The sequence below is a fragment of the Amphritea atlantica genome (assembly GCF_900111095.1).
GTDB lineage: Bacteria > Pseudomonadota > Gammaproteobacteria > Pseudomonadales > Balneatricaceae > Amphritea > Amphritea atlantica.
Genome location: NZ_FOGB01000009.1, coordinates 69,053 through 91,727, shown reverse-complemented (window position 1 = coordinate 91,727; position 22,675 = coordinate 69,053). Strand labels below are relative to the sequence as shown.

14 protein-coding genes are annotated in these 22,675 nt (G+C 49.9%); 7 read left to right on the top strand and 7 right to left on the bottom strand.

What is annotated here, in order from left to right; genetic code table 11:
• Nucleotides 1-16: 16 nt before the first annotated feature.
• From guaA to BMY09_RS14745, 6 genes are all read left to right on the top strand, one after another.
• On the top strand, nucleotides 17-1,597 hold the full coding sequence (guaA, locus tag BMY09_RS14770) for a glutamine-hydrolyzing GMP synthase (protein ID WP_091359873.1): 1,581 nt from the start codon (nucleotides 17-19) through the stop codon (nucleotides 1,595-1,597).
• A gap of 745 nt (nucleotides 1,598-2,342) precedes the next feature.
• A complete protein-coding gene (locus BMY09_RS14765) occupies nucleotides 2,343-3,299 on the top strand; it encodes a hypothetical protein (protein ID WP_091359870.1) in 957 nt (318 codons plus the stop codon).
• Nucleotides 3,296-4,315 carry a hypothetical protein gene (locus tag BMY09_RS14760; RefSeq protein ID WP_091359868.1) on the top strand — a complete coding sequence of 340 codons (1,020 nt, stop codon included), beginning with the start codon at nucleotides 3,296-3,298 and terminating at the stop codon, nucleotides 4,313-4,315. The genes BMY09_RS14765 and BMY09_RS14760 overlap by 4 nt, the downstream gene beginning before the upstream one ends.
• Nucleotides 4,316-4,348: 33 nt before the next feature.
• Nucleotides 4,349-5,302 (top strand): hypothetical protein, encoded by a 954-nt coding sequence (locus BMY09_RS14755; protein WP_091359865.1) that lies wholly within the window; start codon nucleotides 4,349-4,351, stop codon nucleotides 5,300-5,302.
• 17 nt (nucleotides 5,303-5,319) lie between these two features.
• Nucleotides 5,320-6,894 (top strand): hypothetical protein, encoded by a 1,575-nt coding sequence (locus BMY09_RS14750; protein ID WP_139203197.1) that lies wholly within the window; start codon nucleotides 5,320-5,322, stop codon nucleotides 6,892-6,894.
• 228 nt (nucleotides 6,895-7,122) lie between these two features.
• Nucleotides 7,123-7,380, top strand: a complete 258-nt coding sequence (locus BMY09_RS14745; RefSeq protein WP_091359860.1) for a hypothetical protein — start codon at nucleotides 7,123-7,125, stop codon at nucleotides 7,378-7,380.
• 293 nt (nucleotides 7,381-7,673) lie between these two features.
• On the opposite strand, the gene BMY09_RS22440 is transcribed toward BMY09_RS14745, so the two are convergent.
• The 6 genes from BMY09_RS22440 to BMY09_RS14720 form a co-directional block, all read right to left on the bottom strand.
• The gene (locus BMY09_RS22440; RefSeq protein ID WP_261832981.1) at nucleotides 7,674-7,808 is read right to left on the bottom strand and encodes a hypothetical protein; all 135 of its coding nucleotides are present in this window, start codon (nucleotides 7,806-7,808) and stop codon (nucleotides 7,674-7,676) included.
• Between the two features lie 108 nt (nucleotides 7,809-7,916).
• A complete protein-coding gene (locus tag BMY09_RS14740; protein WP_091359857.1) occupies nucleotides 7,917-11,090 on the bottom strand; it encodes an EAL domain-containing protein in 3,174 nt (1,057 codons plus the stop codon).
• Nucleotides 11,087-14,251, bottom strand: a complete 3,165-nt coding sequence (locus BMY09_RS14735; RefSeq protein ID WP_091359854.1) for a PAS domain-containing protein — start codon at nucleotides 14,249-14,251, stop codon at nucleotides 11,087-11,089. Before BMY09_RS14735 ends, BMY09_RS14740 begins: the two co-directional genes overlap by 4 nt.
• The gene (locus BMY09_RS14730) at nucleotides 14,251-18,120 is read right to left on the bottom strand and encodes a hybrid sensor histidine kinase/response regulator (protein WP_175483555.1); all 3,870 of its coding nucleotides are present in this window, start codon (nucleotides 18,118-18,120) and stop codon (nucleotides 14,251-14,253) included. The genes BMY09_RS14735 and BMY09_RS14730 overlap by 1 nt, the downstream gene beginning before the upstream one ends.
• Before the next feature lie 784 nt (nucleotides 18,121-18,904).
• Entirely contained in the window at nucleotides 18,905-19,522 is a 618-nt protein-coding gene (gene trhA, locus BMY09_RS14725) for a PAQR family membrane homeostasis protein TrhA (RefSeq protein ID WP_091359850.1), read from the bottom strand.
• Nucleotides 19,523-19,563: 41 nt separating this feature from the next.
• Complete coding sequence (locus BMY09_RS14720; protein WP_091360078.1) at nucleotides 19,564-19,866, bottom strand: DUF1840 domain-containing protein; 303 nt, start codon at nucleotides 19,864-19,866, stop codon at nucleotides 19,564-19,566.
• Between the two features lie 289 nt (nucleotides 19,867-20,155).
• Here BMY09_RS14720 and tadA point away from each other — a divergent pair, with 289 nt between their 5' ends.
• Nucleotides 20,156-20,698, top strand: a complete 543-nt coding sequence (gene tadA, locus BMY09_RS14715) for a tRNA adenosine(34) deaminase TadA (RefSeq protein ID WP_091359848.1) — start codon at nucleotides 20,156-20,158, stop codon at nucleotides 20,696-20,698.
• A gap of 667 nt (nucleotides 20,699-21,365) precedes the next feature.
• On the opposite strand, the gene BMY09_RS14710 is transcribed toward tadA, so the two are convergent.
• Nucleotides 21,366-22,643, bottom strand: coding sequence for a M14 family zinc carboxypeptidase (locus BMY09_RS14710; RefSeq protein ID WP_091359846.1), 1,278 nt, complete (start codon nucleotides 22,641-22,643; stop codon nucleotides 21,366-21,368).
• Between the last annotated feature and the right edge of the window lie 32 nt (nucleotides 22,644-22,675).

Genomic DNA, 22,675 nt, shown 5'->3' with positions numbered 1-22,675 from the left:
TTTCGGAGTCATCGAAATGTCACAAGATATTCATGCTCAACGAATTCTGATTCTGGATTTCGGTTCGCAATATACACAGCTGATCGCCCGGCGGGTACGTGAGATCGGCGTTTACTGTGAGATTCATCCATGGGATATGGATGAGGCTGAAATCCGTGAATATAACGCTAAAGGGATTATCCTGGCGGGCGGACCGGAATCCGTTACCGAGGGCAACTCTCCCCGCGCTCCTCAGTCAGTTTTTGAACTGGGTATTCCATTGCTGGGGATCTGCTACGGTATGCAGACGATGGCTGAGCAACTGGGTGGCAGCGTTGTATCCTCTGATCAGCGTGAATTCGGTTATGCCAAAGTACGTCTCGAAGACAGTCCGAGCCGGTTGCTGGAAGGTATAGAGGACCATATTGCTAATAATGGCTCCCTGTTGCTGGATGTATGGATGAGCCATGGCGATAAGGTGGGTAATCTGCCGGAAGGCTTTAATGTGATTGCCAGCACCGAGAGTGCTCCGGTTGCAGCGATGTGTCATCCGGGTAAAAACTTCTACGGCGTACAGTTCCATCCGGAAGTGACTCACACTAAACAGGGTGGGCGAATTCTGGAACGTTTCGTTCGTGATATCTGTGACTGTGACGCGCTCTGGAATCCGGCCAATATTATTGCTGACCTGATCGACAAGGTGCGTGAGCAGGTTGGGGATCAGAAAGTGCTGCTGGGTCTTTCCGGTGGTGTGGACTCATCGGTGGTTGCGGCACTGTTGCACAAAGCGATTGGTGAGCAACTGACCTGTGTGTTTGTTGATAACGGTCTGCTGCGCAAGAATGAAGGCGATCAGGTGATGGACATGTTCGCTAAGAACATGGGGGTCAAGGTTATCCGTGTTGATGCGGAAGACCTGTTCCTGGGGCGCCTCAAGGGTGAAAATGATCCCGAAGCCAAGCGTAAAATCATCGGTAATACCTTTATTGAGGTGTTTGATGAGGAAGCCACGAAGCTGACTGAGGTGAACTTCCTGGCGCAGGGTACGATCTACCCTGACGTGATTGAGTCTGCCGCGGCAAAAACCGGTAAAGCGCATGTGATCAAATCTCACCATAACGTCGGTGGCCTGCCGGACGATATGAAGATGGATCTGGTCGAACCACTGCGTGAGCTGTTTAAGGATGAGGTCCGCAAGATCGGTCTGGAACTGGGACTGCCTTACGATATGGTTTACCGCCATCCGTTCCCCGGTCCGGGTCTGGGAGTGCGTATCCTTGGCGAAGTGAAGAAAGAGTATGCCGATATTCTTCGTGAAGCGGATGCGATTTTCCTGGAAGAGCTGCACAAAGCGGACTGGTATCACAAGACCAGTCAGTCATTTGCAGTATTCCTGCCGGTGAAGTCTGTCGGTGTGGTTGGCGATGGTCGCCGCTACGAATACGTTATTGCACTTCGCGCGGTTGAAACCATCGACTTTATGACCGCTCGCTGGGCGCATCTGCCCTATGAGCTGCTGGAAACGGTATCCAGCCGTATCATCAATGAGATTGCCCATGTGTCACGGGTGACCTACGATGTTAGCTCTAAGCCGCCAGCGACCATTGAGTGGGAGTGATATAGTCTGAAAATGAAAAGCCCGCTGATGCGGGCTTTTTGTTGTCTGCGCAGATTCAGATCAGGATGAAGGCACGGTCATGCTTATGCGGCGAGCAGGAGGGCCTCCAGCGACAAGGATGCTGGTCGTTACCTGGGGCCACTGATCCTGACCATCCGGAGTATGGTGCTGGGCCACCCTCTACAATCGTTCTCTGCTATGGTCGTGGTGATGCCTCCAGGCCGCTGTTAGCCTATGGCACCTAGACCCAGATTCGCAAGCGGTATAATCTCACTCCACTACAAAGTGTCTGAAAAGTAACACTGGCCCGGCCTGTTAAAGCTTTATTGATGCCTATCCAGAAAGCCCCTTCACCAAACCGCATAAGATGAAGCTCCCAAGCTGAAATAGTTTAAGAGGAGAGATGAACGGTAAGCAAAATTGGACGGTCAATTGCCACCGACATGCGTCGTGATAAATATAGGCTGTAGCTGTTCAGCTATCTAAAACAGCAAAACTTCAAAGCGGCATTGGATATATTTCCCGAACTGGCATCCTAACCGGTTGATACCTATCCGTTGCTAAAGTATTTTTACAATAAAGCGTTGTTAAAAACCAACCAGCTGGCCAAGGCGATGCAGAAGCTTTATCAATATTAACGAGCAAGGCACTGGCGCAGCCCACTGCGCCCGAGCGTTGGAAATGATTAACGACACAGAATCTGAACTTTAACCTAACCGCATAGTGACAGAACGAAGGAGTCGTCATGAAAAGCGTCATAGAACACTACAAATATTTTACCTTGCTGGTTTTAGTGGGATTGTTAAGCGGCTGTGCCGTAACGCTTGACGTCGATAATATGAACGATAGCTATGGCGACCCCGATCAACTAATAAAGGCCGATGGTATTCCCCAGCAAGGCTACTATACCACTCGTGTGATCTCAGACGAAGACACCCCTAACCGCTTGTATAACAATGGGGATTTCATTGGCAACACTTATGTGCTGGATATCGATCTGGAACTAAAAAAAACCGCCAATGGTAACTATTACCGGTTTTTGATTACGCCTCTGCATCTGAGCAAAGAATTGAAGGCCAGTTGGAATCCCTGGCTTCAGGCCATGTTGAATTTCACCAGTACCGGCGAAGACCCAAAGGCTATTAAGCTATATGCTAAACTGCCAGACGATCTGACCCAAAATAGCGACGGCAAGATCGTCACTGACTGGTTTATCTGCGATGTCTGTACCAAAGGCAAAACATCCCAGTTCGCAGAATTGGCGAATGCAGACTCAAAATCGACACATCGTTTCTGGTATCAATTCGTTCAGTCACCAACCTACGAACCCAACTGGCAAGGCGACATGGCAGCCCGGGAACACCAAATCACGGTGATTGCCGAGGAAAATAAACGCCGCATTGAAGCGATTGAAGCGAAAATGCCGCCTTCTGTACGTCGCGATAAATACATGGTTCAGCTTTCCAGTTATCTGAAAAAACAAAACTACAAAGCTGCCCTGGATGTATTTCCTAAACTGGAATCACTACCGATTGCTACTGATCCGTCGCTGAAGTATTTCTACGGCGAGGCACTGTTAAAAACCAATCAGCCTGCCAAAGCGATGCAGAAATTGTATCAATACATCAATGAACAGGGCACCGGTGCGGCTCACTACGCCCGGGCGTTGGAAATGATTAATGAAGCTGAGTCACAATTATGAATACCAATTGTAAGGGGGTGTGGCTGATATTCCTGGCAGCACTTATGCTAGCGGGCTGTCAGACTAATCAGGTCACAACACAGACCTCCGAGCTTGCAAGCAGCGCATCTGTGCCAAGCAGTCAGGAACAGGCGCAACGCTTGCTCAGTCAGAACCCTAAACTAACCACTGTTTATATCTTTGTTCCTAAACTATTACGGGCAACGGACTATGCCAACTCTATGAATGGCAGAACAGCTAATCTTAGAGTCAACCTCAACGGCAAAACTATAGCTATTTTGCCGGTACAAAGAGGGCTGAAACTTGAACTGCTCCCCAACCAGCAATATAACTTTGTGTACGGGGAAGATTGGGAACAGCAAAACGAGCATATGTTAAGGAAGGTAGTTTTAAAAACGCTGGCACCTGGGACCTTCAAAGCCTTTGATGTGTATACCGAAATGGAACATGCCAACGTTGCAGAAGTAAAACGACTGACGGTGAATGAAACACTGGATCGCCTTAACAGCTATGCTATGGTCCAGGCTAAAGTCCCCATGCCTGAGATTGCTTTGGCAGCTAACGGTTTCAATCAACAGTTGGATAGCTGCCTGAAACAGAACGAACTACCTCCCTGCCAGCAACTGGTGCAACGTCTGCCCAAAGGCTTCGCGCCCAATAGTATTGTTGAACACATAAAATTAATTGAGACCGAACAAGCCCGCAAACAGCAGTTAATCGCCATGGAAGAGGCGTTACCCACCAGCGTTCGTCGCGATAAATATATGGTCCAGCTTTCCAGTTTTCTAAAAAAACAAAACTATAAAGCAGCCCTGGATGTATTTCCCAAACTGGAAGCACTACCGATTGCTACTGATCCGTCGCTGAAGTATTTCTACGGCGAGGCACTGTTAAAAACCAATCAGCATGCCAAAGCTATGCAGAAACTGTATCAATATATTAATGAGCAAGGCACTAGCGCTACCCATTATGCGCAAGCATTGGAAATGATTAACGATGCAGAATCAAAACTTTAACCTGACAGAATATCAGCGTTGTAGGAGAGCAACATGATTCGTAAGCGGTTTTTACTTATCTTTTTCGTCATGGCACTGACTGGCTGCGTACAACCTGCATTGAAAAGCACTAACGTTGCCAGCAATGAGCTGATCTCCTCAGAAGTCACGGCTGAAAAGAACCTTACCCATGTTTATATCATGTCCCCCTCACCCAACAACGAAAGCTATGACTTATATTTTGGTACCACCAAAATAGCTCGCCTGGATAAAGGGCAGGCGGTACATCTGAAGTTATTCCCCAATAACGCCGCCTATAAACTGACCATTAAAGATGTGCTTTACGGCCCGTCACGCGACATTCAGACAGTTGTGAAAACAACGAAACCGGGGAAGGTCTCTTACTGGGTTATTGACAGCCACTATTCTTATTGGAAGCCGGTTCATCCTAAAATCGCACCAATTGACGGACAGCAAGGGGCGCAGACCCTAAAAAACTACACCTTGGTTAAACCACTGGCGACTGAGGCAACCATCGCATTTGCGGGGATATCCTCTATTCAGGAAGACCGGGACGCCTGCATCAATGGCAATCAACCGGATAAGTGCCTTAAGCTGCAATCTGAACTATCAGCAAACCTGATACCGGCCGCTGTCGCTGAAAAAGTCTCCCAAATACAGGAGCAAGCAGAGCAACAGCAAAAACTGGATGCCCTGGAAGCTAAGCTGCCCGCCAACGTGCGTCGCGATAAATATATGGTGCAATTGTCCCAGTTTTTGAAACAGCAAAATTATAAAGCCGCATTAGACGTTTTTCCCAAGCTGGAAGGCCTGCCGATAGCCACTGACCCGTCGTTGAAGTATTTCTACGGCGAGGCGTTGTTGAAAACTAACCAGCCTGCCAAAGCGATGCAGAAACTGTATCAATACATCAACGAGCAAGGTACCGGTTCAACCCACTATGCCCAAGCGTTAGAAATGATCAATCAGGCCGAGTCTAAACTCTGACTGGCAAGGAGCGGATGGTGAACTTATTTAAAACTACAATACTAACCCTCTCTTTGTTACTGGTTAGCTTGTCCAGTAGGGCAGAACCCAGCAATGAAGCGTTTGAAAAACAGCTGGATTTCACTATCCGCAGTGCCTGTCACGGTTATATGGTCGATGCGTTACCGAACTTCCTTTCCGGGGTGCGCAGTTGGCTCAATGCCAGCAGTCCGTTTTGCCAGACAGTGCGGACACTGCCAGATGATCAGTCGGCCTATGCCGAGCTTAAACGGGAGAACCCCAGCGTCGATTACCGTAATGATCCGGAATATAAAATTACTGTAGGAGGCTATAACGCAGATCGTGATCGTTTCAACGACTGTAACGACTGGATGTGTGAACACATTCGCAAACAGGTTTATCACAAAGGTCACCCCATCAGTTTGGCGGATTACAATAAAGTCGAGCAGCATTGTAAGGGCCCAGGGGAATACAACTGTATTGAGCACTGGTTCAAAAGCTGGCCGAGGCCCCTGCCACCCCTTAAGACTCAGCAGGCTGATACCGGTATGTCGTTGGACGCTATGATGGCAACTGAGTCCCCGCTTTCCGAAAAGGCGCAGCAGGCACCAGTCAATCCCAGCAACTTATCACTAGACAGCATGCTGGCTGAAGATCAACCAGCGGCTACAACGACACCACAGCCATCACAAGCATATACAAAGGGGCCTGATACCAGTCTCGACAATATATATGCCGCTCGAGAGCAGTTGGCTCTTGATGATTCGATGAAAAGTATTCGTGGCTACAACGAGCGTATGAAAAACCGCTGCAAGTGTTCATTAAACAACACAGGCTGTTATCAGTTACCGGATGAATCCCTGCTGGATCGCGCCAACAAACAGGAGCAGCAACGTTACCAAGCCTGCATGCAATGGCAGGAGCAACGCTCAATCCAGCCGGCATCCAGTCAGGCCGCTGACCAGCAATTAAAAATGCTGGCCAGCCTGGAAAAGCAGATAAACACTAATGATGAAGAGATTACAGACGCTATCAACGATTGGAAACGTCAACGCCGCGAGCAAATCGCTCAACAGCAACAGGAAGCAAGTGACCGCTCCAGTACTGGCTACCTCGCTGGTATGGCTTCTATACTGTTACAAGCCGGGGCGGTGGCCAATGGTAATATCAGCGTCGAGCAGGCATCGCAGAATGCGGTGCAGATCGCCAATAGTGTGGAGAGTGGAGAAAGCTGGGGCTCTGCCATGGGTAATACCCTGACTTCTTCAATTACCAATCTGCCGCGCTCTGGCAGCGGGACTGGCACTGGTACTTCATCCGCTGATGCAATCGGCAATTTTTCGTTTTCCTGTTACACTCAGGGCGTATTTATCTGCACTAACTACACCCTGCACAGTAAGCAACGCTTTGAACAATTTAAACAACAGTGTCAGCAAGCTGGTAGTCGTATTGTTTCGTCATGCGACAGCAATGCACCAAGTTGCACTCAAAGCAGTTCTACTGGGCAGCAAACCACTTATGATTACACCTCGGGTTCTGATGACCTGAAACAAAAATGTCAGGCCAACGGAGGGAGTTTCCGACCTGGCTAAGAGCACTGACAGTAAACCAGGCTTTAAGCGATTCTGGAGGTGTATTGCCTGAAAAGTGCCTCCTGCAATTCGCTACGGGAAATTAGGCCTACAATCTCTACATCGCTGCAAATCTTTAAAGTCCGGCACCACTACACAAGTGGATGGCGGACCAGGACCAGTAATACTTGGCCCAGCGCACAGTGTAATGGGACCATATCACCTAACCTGTCAGCAGTTCTCTTCGAGATGTTGTGCATAGACGAAACGGTGGTAAACCGCACGGCTGACGCTTCTGGATGCATCGTACAGTCCCCGGGCACCAAACAGCACCTGCTGGTATTTGGACAGGCGGTTCTCAATATTGATGATCGCATCATGAACCTGGAAGTCGAAATAGTCCTGACAGGCTTTTTCTGTGTTGGTGGTTGTTTGATGCCAGATGACAAGGTTGATGATCAGCAGAATAAGCGTGACCAGAGCTGGCAGGCTTCGAACCAGTTTTAACCGCTTGGCCTCTGTATCAATGATTTTTATTATGAAGTTACATCAGTTTCAAAGTCATAAAAAAACCTCAACCAACCATGGAATTTAAATGGCCAGGGGACGGGATATCCTATGACACTCATAGTGTGTAGTTATGGAAATAGCCCGCTTGGTTTCTATAGAGAACAGTACCTTAGTTCAGCGTCTCTGGTTAGGCGACCCACGGTTGCTATCTGGTATCAAACCGATGATTAGCAGGGTATAGAGAGTTGAGGGTGAGCATCGCCTCTTTTATCAGCTTGCGGTTTTCATATTCATGACTCGGAAGAAGCTGCCGCCTGCTGTTCGATCAGGGTCTGTGTTGCTTCGGCTGGCATGGGGATCCCCAGATAGTAGCCTTGAACCTGTCCAGAGCCGGGTGCGGTATGGATGCGGGCCTGTTTGCTCATTATCGACACCTTCTGCAGAGATATCGAGTCGCAGTGCTTCGCCGATGGCGATAATAGCCCGGATCAGCGCCTGGCTTTCAGGGGGTGAGTTGTGCGACAAAGCTGCGATCAATTTTGATGCGGGTGAAGGGGAATGTGTGTCGCCACAAACGCATCAAATTCTGTCACCGTTATCGGTTTACTGAAGAGATAGCCCTGATAGTTTGTGCAGCCATGCTGCTCCAGAAACTGCTTTTGGGCTTCGTTTTCCACGCCTTCAGCGATAACTGACAGCTTCAGGCTTTGTGCCATAGTGATAATCGTTTGTACCACCACCGCATCATTGTGACTGTCCGGTAAAGTACTGATGAAGGATCTGTCAATCTTAAGTTGTTCCAGCGGTAGTTGAGTCAGATAGGATAGCGATGAGTAACCTGTCCCAAAATCATCCAGTGAAAACTCCACGCCCAGGGCTCTGAGGCTATGCATTTTATTTATTGAACACTCGATATCATCGATTAATAAGCTTTCGGTAAGTTCAAGTTTTAAACGCTTAGGTGGTGCACCGGTTTCCTCCAGTATCTGACGTACCTGATCCGTAAAGTCGTCCTCGCGAAACTGGCACTGACTGACATTGACCGCCAGATTCAGGTTCTGAAAATAGGGTTGATCTGCCCAGACTTTCAGCTGCTTGCAGGCGGTTTCCAGAACCCACCTGCCAACCTTCAGGATCAGTCCGGTTTCCTCTGCCAGCGGGATAAACTCATCGGGACGTACCATCCCGCGCTCGGGATGCTTCCATCGAAGCAACAGTTCGGCGCCGATAATATTGCTCCGCTTATCGATCTGGGGCTGATAATGAACAATAAATTGTTGGTCCTCTATTGCGTAGCGCAACGCAGCCTCAAGGGTTGCGCGTTCAATAACGGTTGCCTGCATTTCAGGATCGAAGAAACACAGCGTATTTCGACCATCGGCCTTGGCCTGATACATTGCAATATCGGTTTGTTTTATCAGGTCGTGTGCGCTATTTTCAGCGTCGCTGAACAGAGTAATCCCCAGGCTTGTGGTCATGTGCTGTTTTTGCCCTTCGATGGTATAGGGCAGATGGAGTTCATGCAGTATTTTTTCCCCTATTCGGCGGCTCTGTTCGGCGGCTTCCTGAAGGTCAGAACTCAGGTTCTTGAGCAAGATCATAAATTCATCACCACCAAAACGAGCGACGGTATCGCCTTTACGCACACAGGTCATCAGTCGTCGGGCAACATCGATCAGTAACTGATCACCGGCGTCGTGGCCACGGGTATCATTCAGGGTTTTGAAGTTGTCCAGATCGATGAGCAGCAGGGCCCCTTTGTGTTGGCTGCGATTTCCGGCGGATAATGCCTGATCCAGCCGGTCTAACAGTAAACGGCGGTTTGGTAGCAGGGTCAGGGGGTCATGGTAGGCAAGATGTTCGATTTCTGCTGCGGCCTGCTTTCGTTCGGTTATGTCCGTCAGCGTCCCGACATAATGGGTAATGTCACCACAGAGGTTTTTCACGGCTGTAATATTCAGCCATCCGGGGAATACTTCACCGTTTTTACGACGGTTCCAGATCTCATCCTGCCAAGCTCCTTCCCGTATAATACTGTCCCACATCGATTGAAAGTAAGCGCAATCATGGTAGTCCGATTTGAGTATGTTTGGTGTTGAACCCACTGCTTCTTCGGAAGTAAAGCCGCTTATCTCGGTGAAGGCTGCGTTGACGCGCAGAATCCGTTTTTGTGCATCGGTGATGATGATGCCTTCCTGGGCCTCGAAGGCCGTGGCTGCAATTCTGATCTGCTCTTCGGCCCGGTTATGCTCGATACGTCTGCGTAGCGTCACGATCCCGAAGGCCAGATCCTCTGCGAGCTCAGATAGTAAACGTTGTTCCTCTTCTATGAAGGCATTTTTTTCGGTTGAATAGATGTTCAGAACCCCAAAGGTGTGTTGATTCTCATCTTTCAGGGGCAAGGCAATGGATGATTCATAACCGAACTCAGCGGCGATATTGAGCCAGGGGTGTCCTTTACTATCCGTCACAAAGTCATTAACGCAGGTAATCTCTCCGCTACGCAGGGTAGCACCGCTGAGACCATGATCGTGATTTGTCCAGGATTCTTGCAGTCGTTCAATATAGCCTTGTTGGGTGCCTGGTCCTGCTGAGGCCACGGGTCTGATGGTGTGGGTTGAACTGTCTGCCTGTAGCCCCACCCAGGCGAGGAAGTAACCGGCCTCATTGCAAATAATATGGCATATGTCATCGAGCAACTGTTGTTCGTTTTCAGCGCGTACCAGTACCTGATTACAATCACTGATCGCGCGTAATTCACGGTTCAGGTGTTTTAATGCCGCTTCATCCTTTTTTCTTTGCGTGATATCGCGGCCGATGGCCAGCACTGAAACAATGTTGCCGAAGGGGTCATGTTCTGCAGCAAAGCGCACGAACTGGTTTCGGGGCTCTCCATCGGTATGCCGTATAGTCAGCTCCATCTCTGCGGGTTGGCCGTTTTGCAGCACTTGGCGGAGTTTCGATTCAAACTCAAGAATCTTTCGACTTTTACTGTAATTTGTTATTTCGGCGGGTGATTTGCCGAGTATTTCTTCTTCAGATAACCCCAACGCCTTGGATAGAGCGGGGTTGCAATAGATGGCGTGACATTGATGATCATAACGGGCAATGCTGTCAGGTGAGTTATCGGACAGATTGCGATACTCCTGCTCACTCCTGATAAGAGCTACCTGAATTTTCTCACGCTCGCTAATCTCTTTTTTAAGGTATTCGTTTGCCTGAGCCAGCTCCGACGTGCGCTCCTGTATGCGACACTCAAGGTTTTGTTTCGCATCCTTTAGTCTGCGGGTCAATTCCTTAAAACGAATCTGCATGGAGACCCGTGCCAACACTTCCTGATGGTTAACCGGCTTGGTAATGTAATCAACGCCGCCAACGTCAAAGCCGAGAATTTTACTTTCCGTCTGGTCTGCCGCTGTCATAAAGATAACGGGAATCTCCCGGGTCCTATCGTCCGCCTTCAGGCGGCGACAGATTTCAAAACCATCCAGATCGGGCAGATGTACGTCCAGCAAAATCAGTGTAGGGGGGTGATCCATCGCGATTTTCAGTCCAGACTCGCCATTGATCGCCACCTTGATCTGAAAACCGGTTGCGGACAGGTTTTCAGCTACCAGACTGAGGTTAGCCGGAATATCATCAATAATTAATATCGCATGATCTACAGGGTCAAAGAGGTCATCAGAATATTGGTCAGGCTCATTCATTCACTGTTACCCCTGGACTGCGTGATAAAAACTTGTAACTGTGCAATATCGAATTGTTTCGCCAGTTTCTGCAGGTGACGTGCAAAAGGGACATACCTTTCGTTCTCGTTTTCCAAATGCATAGCCTGTTTCTGAATATCGAATATTCTTCCCTCTTCTGCTAAATCATGCAACAGAGTCAATGTCTTAATAGGTGGAGCAATCAGTGATAATTCCGGCTCTGCTGGCGTATCAGTATAAACCCATGTCAATTCAAGCTGTGTTTCAAGAATGTCCAGCAGGCGATCCAACTGAATGGGCTTAGGCAGAAAGCCATCACAGCCTGCTTGCAGGCTATTTTGACGATCAGCTTCTGACACGCTGGCGGAAACGGCAAGAATAAAAATGTTCTTCAATTCAGGCAACAGGTGAATCTCCTGTGCCGCCTCGAGTCCCGATTTTACCGGCATCACCAGATCCATCACGATGATGTCTGGTTGCCAGCTTAAAGCTTTATTTATCGCTGCTTGTCCATCTTCTGCTGTGTCAATCGCAAAGCCCAGGGGTTCCAGTAGATCCTTTAGCAGCAGGCGGTTGTATTGCTTGTCATCAACCACCAGAATTTTACGTTGCTTGCCCACATAACCGGTGATGCGGCGAAGCAGTTCAGATTTTTGAGGGGGGGCGCCCTCTGCCACAGGCAGGGATATGTCAAACCAGAAAGAACTGCCCCGGCCCAATTCACTTTCAACCAGTAGTTTTCCTCCCATTTCCTGGACAATTCGACGGCTGACGGACAAACCAAGCCCCGTGCCTTGCACTCGCATGCTGACTTCGCCGGCTTGGTTAAAGGGGTGGAATATCCGCTCAAGTTCACTTGGGGCGATACCGATACCAGTATCTTCAACTTTGAAGCGTAAGGTCGTTGTTTCGTTCTCTTTAATGGTATCGAGTGCCTGTACCGTCAGGGTCACGCTGCCTTTATCGTTGAATTTAACTGCATTGCCCAGCAAATTCAGTAATACCTGACGCAGGCGCGTCTCATCAGTCACTACCAGGTGAGGTAATGGGGACAGGCTCTCGTAGGTGAATGATAGTTTTTTCTTCTCGGCCCGGGGCTGGATGATACCTAAAATTTTTCGTATAAAGCTGTCAAGATGGAAGGGGGCTGGCGTAAGGGGCAGTGAGCCTGCTTCAATTTTCGCCAGATCGAGTATGTCATTGATCAGCGTAAGCAGGTGCTCGCCGCTATGCTTAATGATATTCAGACCATCGGCCTCAGGATTATTGTCCTTGCGCGTTCGCTGGAGGAGATCAGCATAGCCGAGGATCGCGTTAAGGGGAGTTCGCAGCTCATGGCTCATATTTGTTAGAAAGGTGCTTTTGGCCTGATTCGCAACCTCGGCTTTTTCCTTGGCTATCTGCAGTTCTTTGGTGCGCTGCAGGACCTCTTCTTCAAGATGAAGACGATAATGCCTCAGCTCCTCTTCTTTCCGCTTCTGCTCGGTAATATCCCGTCCTTCAGGAATCAACTGAAGAACCAGGCCAGTGGCGTCGGTAATAGGTGAAAGCGAGAAATCGACATTGTGTAAATTACCATCCTTGTCAGGATGGGTTACCTCGAAGCGTATAAACTCTCCACCCGCAGCACGGCGAATTGCATCCTGCAACTGATGTTGCAGTTCAATGGAATGGGCCCACCAGGGCGTCTCCCAGAAGGGCTTGCCGACGACCTCACTTTCCTCGATACCGACAAGGTTTAATGCGGCGCGATTGGCTTTCAGGATTGTGCCATCCGTGGATAACAGACCAATAAACTGGAAGGTCTGATCAAGGATTGCCTGCACTCTCTGTTCACTGGCACGCAGTTTCTCCTGCATATGCATGCGTTCGGTCACATCGCGTGAGAGAACAAGAAAGTCGACATCAGCGTCGGAGTCTTCAGCGGGTATTTTAGAGAGTGATAGCTCAAACCAGCGGGTACCATCGGGCAGATCCAGGCGCAGGATATTCCCTATTGATACACCTTCCGCATCCGCCTGGCGGATGGCGTTCATACAGACATCGGCTGCTTCAGGCGGGAGAATCTCATAGGCCGTCCTGCCAATCAGTTCCTCTCTGGGGGCTGCCAGTAATTCTGGCCGCCGTGTCCAGACGTTGAGATACCTTCCTTCTGTATTTACCTTAATCAGGATATCCGGTATGGCGTTAATCACTCCCTCACTAAATGTCAGCGCCTGTTTAAGTTGCAACTCGGTTTCTTTACGTTGTGTGATGTCGATCAGCGATACGAAAACCTTGGACAGGCTCTCTTCATAGCCTGGGCAGACAGTCAGATTGAGCATCACATTTCGTCGCTCACCGCTAAGGGTTTTAACCACCGCATCGCTTTTTATTCTGGTATTACCATGCCACAGTTGGATCAGCTCATCGCGAAATGTATCGAGCGTTTCTCGGGTAAAGGTATTAATCAGGCCTGCCAGCAATTCTGCTTTGTTAGTCGCCCCGTGTAACTTCAATGCTGCTCTGTTTACCTCTACGATTTTGGCCTGCTCCGCACATCTGTGAACGCTTTCTGGATGCTGATCAAAGTAAGCTTCTATATCGTTCACTCCGCTATTGCGCAGATCGTCGAAAAAACACTTTATCGCAGAAAAATCGTCCTCCCAGGTTGGTACTGGGGAGTTGTCAAAGATCAGGTGGTAGTTCGCCTCGTTTTCAGTTAACGCATCGAAGTCATCGGCAGTTTCAAATGAAACAGCAGCCAGGGAAACCAGCATTTCAATCACCGATACCTGCTGTTGCGTAAAACTTTCCCCTGGTTTGTTGTTTTCGAGATAGATGACTCCGCGTGTTTGCTGCTGGATGATGATCGGCGAACAAAGCAGTGACTTTGGCTTTGCCTGCAACAGATGTTTGTCATCGGCAAATTCACCGCTATCTGTGTCCACATCAGCAAGCAATACGACACGGCCGGTCTTTTTCACATAACCGACAATGGACTCGGCAATAGTGCGAAATCCAGATGTCGGAGCATATTGGAATTCAATCTCTTCATCCTTAGCCGCCAACGCAAATAATTCGAGGTCAGGTTCGACAGACAGGTAGGCAAACTGTGCTGCCGTATGCTGCATGACACGGCATACGAGGGTTTCAGCGATTTTATTCAGATACTCAGTCATCACTTGAACCTGTTGAGAAACTCGACAATCTGCTGCATATCAAACCCTTTGGCCAGTTTCTGCAGGTGCCGAGCAAATGAGCCATAGGCTTCATCCTCTGTTTCCAGATGTGCGGCTAACGTCTGTATTTCAAAGATCTGCCCTTGTTCGGTTAGTTGAAGTAACTCTAACAGATATTCGCTGGGCGGTACGAGCAGGGGGACTTCGCTTGAGCTATCTTCTTCCTCAGCGTATGCCCAGGTTAATCCCAGTCGTGCGGCCAGTATATCAAGCAGATACTGCACTTCGATCGGTTTGGGGAGAAACTCATCAAAGCCGGCTGCAAGGCTTTCGCCCCGATCTGATTTTGACACACTGGCCGAGGCCGCAACCATTATCACATCGTTTAATTCCGGCCTTTGGCGCATCTCTCTTGCTGCAACTATCCCGGATTTGACTGGCATCACCAGGTCCATCACGATAACGTCTGGCCGCCACTGCAGGGCCATCTCTACCGCCTGCTGTCCATTTTCGGCTGCTTTCACCTCAAAACCCAGTGGTTGTAGTAAATCTACCAGTAACTGCCGGTTAAACAGCCTGTCGTCAACCACCAGTATTTTGTATTGTGCGTCCGCTTCGTAACCGGTAACAGGACGCGTCCATGATGGTTCCTCCTGCATACTGGCTGATACCGGGAACGTCAGGTCGAACCAGAAGGTACTGCCGTGCCCCAGCTCACTCTTAACCAGCAACTGCCCCCCCATCTGTTGCACAATCTGACGGCTGATCGCCAGACCGAGCCCGGTGCCTTCCTCACGCTTAAGGGTTTCACCCGCCTGCTCAAAGGGCTGGAAGATCCGTTCCAGTTTATCCTGCGCGATGCCTACGCCAGAATCCTCTACCCGGAAACGCAAGGTGACAACTTCCACATCGTCATCCCGTAGCTGTTGCAGCACCGAGACGATCAGCGACACATTCCCCTCATCGTTGAATTTAACCGCATTACCCAACAGATTGAGCAAGACCTGGCGCAGACGTGTCTCATCCGTCACCACGACCCCGGGTAAAGGGGAAAGGGGTTCATAGGTTAGTGACAGGTTTTTATCCTCGGCTCGAGCACGGATAATGGCGATAATCTGCTGTAAAAAGTAGGGCAGGTTAACTGGCGCAGAGTGGATTTCCAGCTTACCCGCCTCTATTCTGGCCAGGTCAAGGATGTCGTTGATCAGGGTCAGCAGGTGTTCACCGCTGTGCTGGATGATATCCAGGCCCGCGTAAGCAGAGCTGCCAACGTCGCGGTTGCGATAGAGAATATCGGTATAGCCCAGGATGGCATTGAGTGGGGTACGCAACTCATGGCTCATATTGGCCAGGAACACGCTCTTGGCTTTGTTTGCCGCTTCTGCTAGTCGCCGGGCTTCATCAGCAGCTTTCTCTGCATCCTGTAACTGCTGGTTTGACTCGGTTAATTCACGTGTACGTAGTGTCACTTCTCGCTCAAGTTCTTCGGTCCTCTGGTGAAATTTTCGCACACGATAGCGATACCCGGCCATAATAAGGGCGACGATAAACAGCCCGGCCAGAGTCCTGAACCACCAGGTTGCCCACCATGGCGGTGTAACCGTAATTATCAGCGATGCCCCTTGTTCATTCCATACGCCGTCATTGTTGGCAGCCTTGACTCGGAAGGTGTAATCCCCAGGATCAAGATTGGTATAGGTGGCGCGTCGATTCGCAGTGTCGGTGGATATCCAGCTCTGGTTAAAGCCCTCCAGCATATAGGCGTACTGGTTTTTTGCTGGCGCACGATAATCTAAGGCGGCAAATTCCAGGCTGAGTGAGATGTAGTTGTAAGGCAGGGTGATATGCCGGGTAAAGCCGATACTCTGCTGTAATGGCGAGTTATCACCGATTGCAACCGGCTTGTTACGCAGTTCAAACTTCGTTAAAACCACTGGCGGAGGAGTCGGGTTATCAGGCAACTGATCGGGAAAGAAACTGTTGAAACCTTTGGCCCCGCCGACGAATATTTCGCCACTGGGGCTCGTATACCCCGCCGTGTTTTCCAGTGAATTGCTCAATAGTCCATCATTCTCGTCATAGCGGCGCAGGCTGCGGCTGTCAGGGTTAAAGCGCGCCAGGCTTTTACCGGCAATCACCCATAGATTACCGTCAGCATCATCGGCCAACACAGCGCTAATCTCTGGATAGGTGGTGAAATGCTTACTTGCAGGATCATATTGGTTCACCCCGCTGGTGGTTGCTACCCATATTCTGCCTTGCCGATCCTGATAGGTTTGATGGCTGGTAAGGCCGCTAATGCCGTGCTGGTCGGGGGTGAAATTCAGCGCTTTCTCGGTTAGCGGATCGAACAGGCTAACCGACGCATCACCGCCTATCCACAGCTTGCCATCCGCCTCAGCCTTCACATAGTTCAGATTCACATTGTCCGGCATGCTGTGCGGATCGCTCGGATCATAGGTAAAGCGTGTAAAGATACCGCTGACTGGGTCGAAGCGATGTAGGCCTGCGCCATACACAGCCAGCCACAGGTTACCCTTAGCATCGAGTTCCACGCCGGAGACCCAGTCGCTGGCCATCGCATTGGGATTAGCCTCGTCGGCATGGTACTGGGTCCAGGTTTTGCTACTGATGTCAAACTTGTTCAATCCTGCAGTGGTGGCGACCCACAACCAGCCACGCGGATCATAGAGGATGTCGAAAACATTATCGTTACTCAGGCTGTTGCGGTTGTTTGGTTCAGCCTGGTAACGCGTATAAGCATTGTGCTCCCGGTCAAAGCGAACCACGCCCTGATCCCACATAGCGATCCAGAAGATGCCGTCCTTGTCCTGGGTGATTTCACGCACCCGGCCTGCTGGCAACGAATTCGGGTTGTCCGGTTGATGCTGGTAGCGGGCGAATCGCTGCCCATCGGGATCATATCGGTTGGCACCCCCCATGCTGCCAAACCACAGTGCCCCGTTGCGGTCTTCGGAGAAGTACAGACCGAGGTCATTGCTAAAACTGTCTGGGTCATGCGGGTTACTCTGGAAGCGTATGAACTGCTGCTTTTGCTCATCAAAGCGGTTGAGTCCGCCACCCCAGGTGGTGATCCACAGATCACCACGGCTATCACGCTTCATATCAACGACATAGTTGTGGCTCAGACTATGGCTGTCGGTTTCATCGTGCATATAGCGAATGGAGCGGCCGCTGGCAGGATCGAAATGATTGAGGCCGTTAGCCGTTCCCACCCAGAGTGTGCCGTCGGGATCTTTCCAGATCGTATCGACACCGTCGTCGCTCAGGCTATCTGGATCATCCGGGTCGTGCCGGTAGTGGGTAAAGACGCCGCTCGCCGGATCGAACTTGTCGAGTCCGCCACCGAAGGTACCCACCCAGAAGCTGCCATCGTCATTTTGAATGACCTGACCCGCAACCGTGCCACCCAGACTGTTAGGATCATCCGGATTATGAAGGTAGTTAGTGAATTGCTCGGTAGCCGGGTCAAAGCGGCTCAGACCATTGAAGGTGGAAACCCACAGGATACCATCACGGTCCTCATACAATAGCCACAGGGTATCGTTGGCCAGGCTGTTGGGGTTGTTTTCATCGTGTTGATAGTATTTCCAGCTATCGTTTTCCGGATCATATCGAACCAGTCCGGCACCATAGTTGCAGAACCACAGCGTACCATCACGACCTTCGAGCATCGTCTGGTAGAACTGCGGCGTGCTTTTGCTGCCCCTGGCCTGGGGCATGAAAGTGGTCATCGTTATGCCGTCGTAGCGGTTAATGCCTTCGACCGTGGTCATCCAGATAAAACCCTGACGATCCTGCAGCACGTGGAATACCGAATTGTGAGACAGGCCATCATCAATGGTCATGTGGTGAAAGACTGGTGTAGCGGGCAGGCTTTTAAGAGGGTTCGCAGGCTGAATCGTCGGTGAAAGGGGGCTGGGCTGGGCATAAAGAGCAGTAATGGTACTGCCGAGTAGTATGATAACCGTCAATTGTATAATTTTTGTTATCGTGACTGTGGCTTTCATCGGCCTTCTCAATCGCTTTGTTCTATTATCTGCTTAGTCCGCCCTGACTGAGTGCAATATTTATTGTTAACAATACAGTTAATGTCTGTCCTTCAAAGCGTAGCCTGGTCGGCGCAGATCAATCCATTGCAATCAACCGTACAGTGATTGATTGTTGAGTTAAATAAACCTGGCTATTTAAACTCACCAAACTGACTATCTAAGTATCTTCCACATTAAGGCTTTGCGGTATGTCTCAGATCAATCCGGTTTGCCATACTTCCTGTAGCATGAGTAGAGCTCTTAAGGCATCAGAATAATTTTTGTGTATATTGATATTTATGAATTCAAACGAAGATTTACACTGGGTGGCGCATGCTTTGTAACTGGCCCGCAAGGCTGCTGAGGTTGATGAATTGCCAGTGGGAGCCGTCGTTGTGCTGGATGGTAATTGGCGAGAACTGGTACCTGCCGATCATGCAGGCATGACCCGACCGCTTATGCGGAAATAATGGCGCTACGTGCAGCGGCAGCTAAAACTGAAAACTATTGACTTAACGGAGCGACGCTGCATGTCACCATAGCCGAGGTGAAACTGTTGTTATCAGAGGCTTATGCGCCTTAGTGAGGGGGCTTATCGGTCTCAGATATAAACCAGAATTGCAATATAGTGGCTGATGCTGCCCCCCAGCACGAACAGATGCCATACCCCATGCATCCAGGGGTAACGATGGTCCAGAGCGTAAAACAGAATGCCCGATGAGTAGAGAATGCCTCCGGTTAACAGCCAGAGAAAACCTGCGGCAGGCAGCACGGCGAGCAATGGTTTTATTGCCAGCAGAATTAACCAGCCCATTACAAAATAGAGAGTCATTGGCAGCACCCGCCTGCCGCGCTTGGGACGTGCAACGAGTACCACTCCCAGTATGGCCAGGCTCCAGACTGCACCGAACATCCACCACCCCACAGTATCTTTAAGAGTAATCAGCATGAATGGGGTGTAGCTGCCGGCGATCAGCAGATAAATAGCCTGATGATCCAGTACGCGAAATATCCGTTTCGCACGTCCCGGGGGCAGACCGTGATAAATGCTTGATATTGAATAAAGCAGAAAAAGCGTGGTGCCATATAGACTGAACGCTACGATGTGGTACTGATCACCGCTCCGTAAACCTACCAGAACCAGCGCAACTGCGCCCACCAGCGCCAGTGCCGCGCCAATCAGATGTGAAATGCTGTTAAACCGCTCGCTGCCGCCCATAATGGATGCTTTCGAATGATACTGCTATCCGCTGAATTAGATTAAGTCCCGCTGTCCCACATCACGTTGCAGTGATCTTTGGCTGCCGCCCTGAGCAGCTCTATCACCGGCAGGGCACGATGGGCGAGGTTGACGTCAGGTTCATCGTCATACCCGCTCTCTGTGGGCGTTTGCTCCCCGTCGGCAATCGCTTTTTCCAGGCGGGCTAATGCTGCTGGAACATCATCAGCAAGCAGTGCCCCAGGCACAGTCTCGCTATGGCCCATCATTTTAAGTAGCCTGATGGCGACTTCGCCAAACAGGGTAATGTTCGCGTAGGCGGGACAGGAAAAGGTTATAAGCATAAATATCTCCTTTTTCTGAGCTTTGTCTGGTAACAAGCTCACTTTCATAACTATATCGTTGCATATCCAATACCAGAGCGAAACTGATAATACTCAGTGCGCTTGAGAAACAGGTGAGACTGGATGACTCTGCAGAGCAGGCTTCGTCATTATCTACAGTTTGAGTATGGGAGTGACGAATACCCTGGACCGTAAGATGATCAGACTTCTGACTGAGATGGCTTATTTAACAGACTTTTCTCTAGAAGATTCTGTGCCCCCGCTGTAATGGTTTTGGTATATTGCATCTATGAATGAGATAAATGATATTCGCTGGATGGAGCATGCACTGCAACTGGCTAAGCGGGCTTCGGATGCCGGTGAAGTGCCTGTAGGAGCGGTTGTGGTCCAGGATGGCAAGGTAATTGGAGAGGGATGGAATCTGCCTATATCAGGGCACGATCCTACCGCTCATGCTGAGATTATGGCGTTACGTGATGCCGCAACTCGCATTGGTAATTATCGTTTGGTGGGAGCAACACTCTACGTCACCATTGAGCCCTGTACTATGTGCGCTGGTGCCATTATTCATGCCCGGGTGGAGCGGGTGGTGTTTGGTGCCACCGAACCCAAGGCTGGAGCGGTTATTAGTAATGCTCTTCTGTTTGATCAACCCTGGATAAACCACTGGCCTGAATATCAGGGGGGGGTCTTGGCCGAGCGTTGTAGTGACGCTATCAGTGCTTTTTTTCGCCGTCGCCGTTCAGAAAAGAAAGCTGAGAAAAACGCTGGTCAGGGGCTGACGTCAGGTGCAAAAATTATTACAGGCCCGGAATCAAATACCTCAGGTTGATGGTTTTTCTGTTTGGAGTTTTACGAATATTTAACGAAATATGATTTTCTTATCCTGTTCAATGGATGCTGATAAAACTGTTTCAGATCAATCATCAGGCTCTGTTAAGTACGATACGATCTTTGCCCCGGGCCTGACATTCGATGATGTTTATGAAATTTATCGGATTATTGGCCCGATTACTCAAACCGGATTGTAAAAGTAGATGGCTAAGACCTGACTCGAATACAAGCCTGAAGAGTTTTCCTATACTCGGTGGTTCCAGTTTTTACAGGGTAAGGGACGCGTTTTTAGGGGGGGGGTAAATTATTAGTTGGACTCTTGTTGGGATTGCTTGTCGGTATTGTAGCGTTGAACAGTCAGGCTGCTGAGAAAGTGGTGCTTGTGTATGGGTATCCTGATGTATCAGTCTGGACCACGAAATGAGATTCCGATGGGCAACTGAAAAATCCGCTGCTGGTTGTGGCGGAAAACTGTTCAGTGAAGCCGATGTCGAGTGGCAGAGCAGGGCGCTTCCCGCCAAACGTTGATTCAAGTATCTGCAGGAAGGGGGTCATACCTTTCTCTATTTCGCGCATCAACTCTTGAGGTATGTTGTCTGTTTAGTCAACCCGTTGACGCTCAGGCGTTTGAGGATTATCTCCGCCTGCAGATGACAACCAGAGAGTTACTGTCGAACTTGCAACCCGTTATCCGACCCGCTTTGGGGGGCCTCCTTGCGGGCCAGCAGAGTGCCATCACCTTCGGTACGTTGTTTTATCCATTGGATCAGATCGCTCCACATTCTGTCGATGTCGTGCTGACTGGGCATAATCCCGGCGTGCTTGAGTTCGATCGTCATGACCGGAATATGTTTGACAAACCAGCCATAGTTGCCCAGAGAGCCGGGATAGGTCCCCAGCTGTCTCAGATGCAGAGGCCCTAAACGTCTTGGCGGGGTTATGGTGCCATCGTAATCCAGTATGCCATGGGGGGCGTGAACCGAAACGATGATATCCGGTTGCAACTCGTCGATCAGTTGATGAATCGCCTGGGTTTCAGGTTCGCTCAGGGGGGTTGTGCCAGGGTAGTAACGAGCTCGTTTTTTGGCGTAGGTTTGCCAGTGTTTGAGGGGATCAATGGCAGTTTCTGCCGGGATGAAGTTGCGATTGAGGTCGACATTGTTGGCGTTTACCCGGGTCGATTTTTTCTGCAGCAGTCCATCGGGATTGGTCAGCGGCATATAATGCCAGTCAAAAATACCACTGTGGTTTTCCTGTAAAATTTTCAGCCATTTAAATGAAATACTGACGCTGGAGTATTCATCGCCGTGTATGCCACCCAAAAACAGAATTCTGGGCGCTTTTTCCGTGTCGGGATCGGCTGGAAAATGTTTTTCCAGCAACGGCAGGTGACGGTTTGAATAAAATCGCGGCGGATCAAACTTTGCGGCGAGGCAATCAGCGGTTGAGACGCTGCCGAGTTTTGCACCAATCTGCTGACAGATGCTGATAACATCCTCATAGGGCCCAGTCTGGGGGGCAGGTTTCGTGACTTTACCGGACAAGCTGCCCTTGGCTTCGCTGCGGGATTGTGAACGGTTGGCGTCGGCACTATGCGTATCAGCGATCTCAGTTTGTGAGTTTTTGCTTTCTGCGCTTTTGCTTTCTGAGCTTTTGGATACTGAGTTATGAGTTTCTGGGCTGTTCGTCGCTGGAGTTTTGCTTGCCGCGGTCGAGACTTTATCGCGAACATCGGTTGTATCGGAGTCTGCGGTTGTGGCGGCGCCGCTGTCTTTTGTTTCTGGCAGCACTTTGCTGTCTGTCGGGTTATTAACAGTGTGATCTGCTTGCCGGGGCTGGGTGTTAATGTACAGGGAGAGAGGATCTTCCGGTTCGGCAACACTGTATGAAGCTATGCTGAGAGTAAGTCCGGCGACAATTATCGTTATAAGTCGAAGAAACATGGGGGCAGGCTTACTCGGTTGAATGGTTTAGA

What these genes read in the sequence shown, in the direction of transcription:
- guaA (WP_091359873.1), top strand. Translation starts at nt 17, where the DNA reads ATGTCACAAGATATTCATGCTCAACGAATTCTGATTCTGGATTTCGGT.
- BMY09_RS14765 (WP_091359870.1), top strand. Translation starts at nt 2,343, where the DNA reads ATGAAAAGCGTCATAGAACACTACAAATATTTTACCTTGCTGGTTTTA.
- BMY09_RS14760 (WP_091359868.1), top strand. Translation starts at nt 3,296, where the DNA reads ATGAATACCAATTGTAAGGGGGTGTGGCTGATATTCCTGGCAGCACTT.
- BMY09_RS14755 (WP_091359865.1), top strand. Translation starts at nt 4,349, where the DNA reads ATGATTCGTAAGCGGTTTTTACTTATCTTTTTCGTCATGGCACTGACT.
- BMY09_RS14745 (WP_091359860.1), top strand. Translation starts at nt 7,123, where the DNA reads ATGTTGTGCATAGACGAAACGGTGGTAAACCGCACGGCTGACGCTTCT.
- BMY09_RS22440 (WP_261832981.1), bottom strand. Translation starts at nt 7,808, where the DNA reads ATGAGCAAACAGGCCCGCATCCATACCGCACCCGGCTCTGGACAGGTT.
- BMY09_RS14740 (WP_091359857.1), bottom strand. Translation starts at nt 11,090, where the DNA reads ATGAATGAGCCTGACCAATATTCTGATGACCTCTTTGACCCTGTAGAT.
- BMY09_RS14735 (WP_091359854.1), bottom strand. Translation starts at nt 14,251, where the DNA reads ATGACTGAGTATCTGAATAAAATCGCTGAAACCCTCGTATGCCGTGTC.
- BMY09_RS14730 (WP_175483555.1), bottom strand. Translation starts at nt 18,120, where the DNA reads ATGACCATTGATGATGGCCTGTCTCACAATTCGGTATTCCACGTGCTG.
- trhA (WP_091359850.1), bottom strand. Translation starts at nt 19,522, where the DNA reads ATGGGCGGCAGCGAGCGGTTTAACAGCATTTCACATCTGATTGGCGCG.
- BMY09_RS14720 (WP_091360078.1), bottom strand. Translation starts at nt 19,866, where the DNA reads ATGCTTATAACCTTTTCCTGTCCCGCCTACGCGAACATTACCCTGTTT.
- tadA (WP_091359848.1), top strand. Translation starts at nt 20,156, where the DNA reads ATGAATGAGATAAATGATATTCGCTGGATGGAGCATGCACTGCAACTG.
- BMY09_RS14710 (WP_091359846.1), bottom strand. Translation starts at nt 22,643, where the DNA reads ATGTTTCTTCGACTTATAACGATAATTGTCGCCGGACTTACTCTCAGC.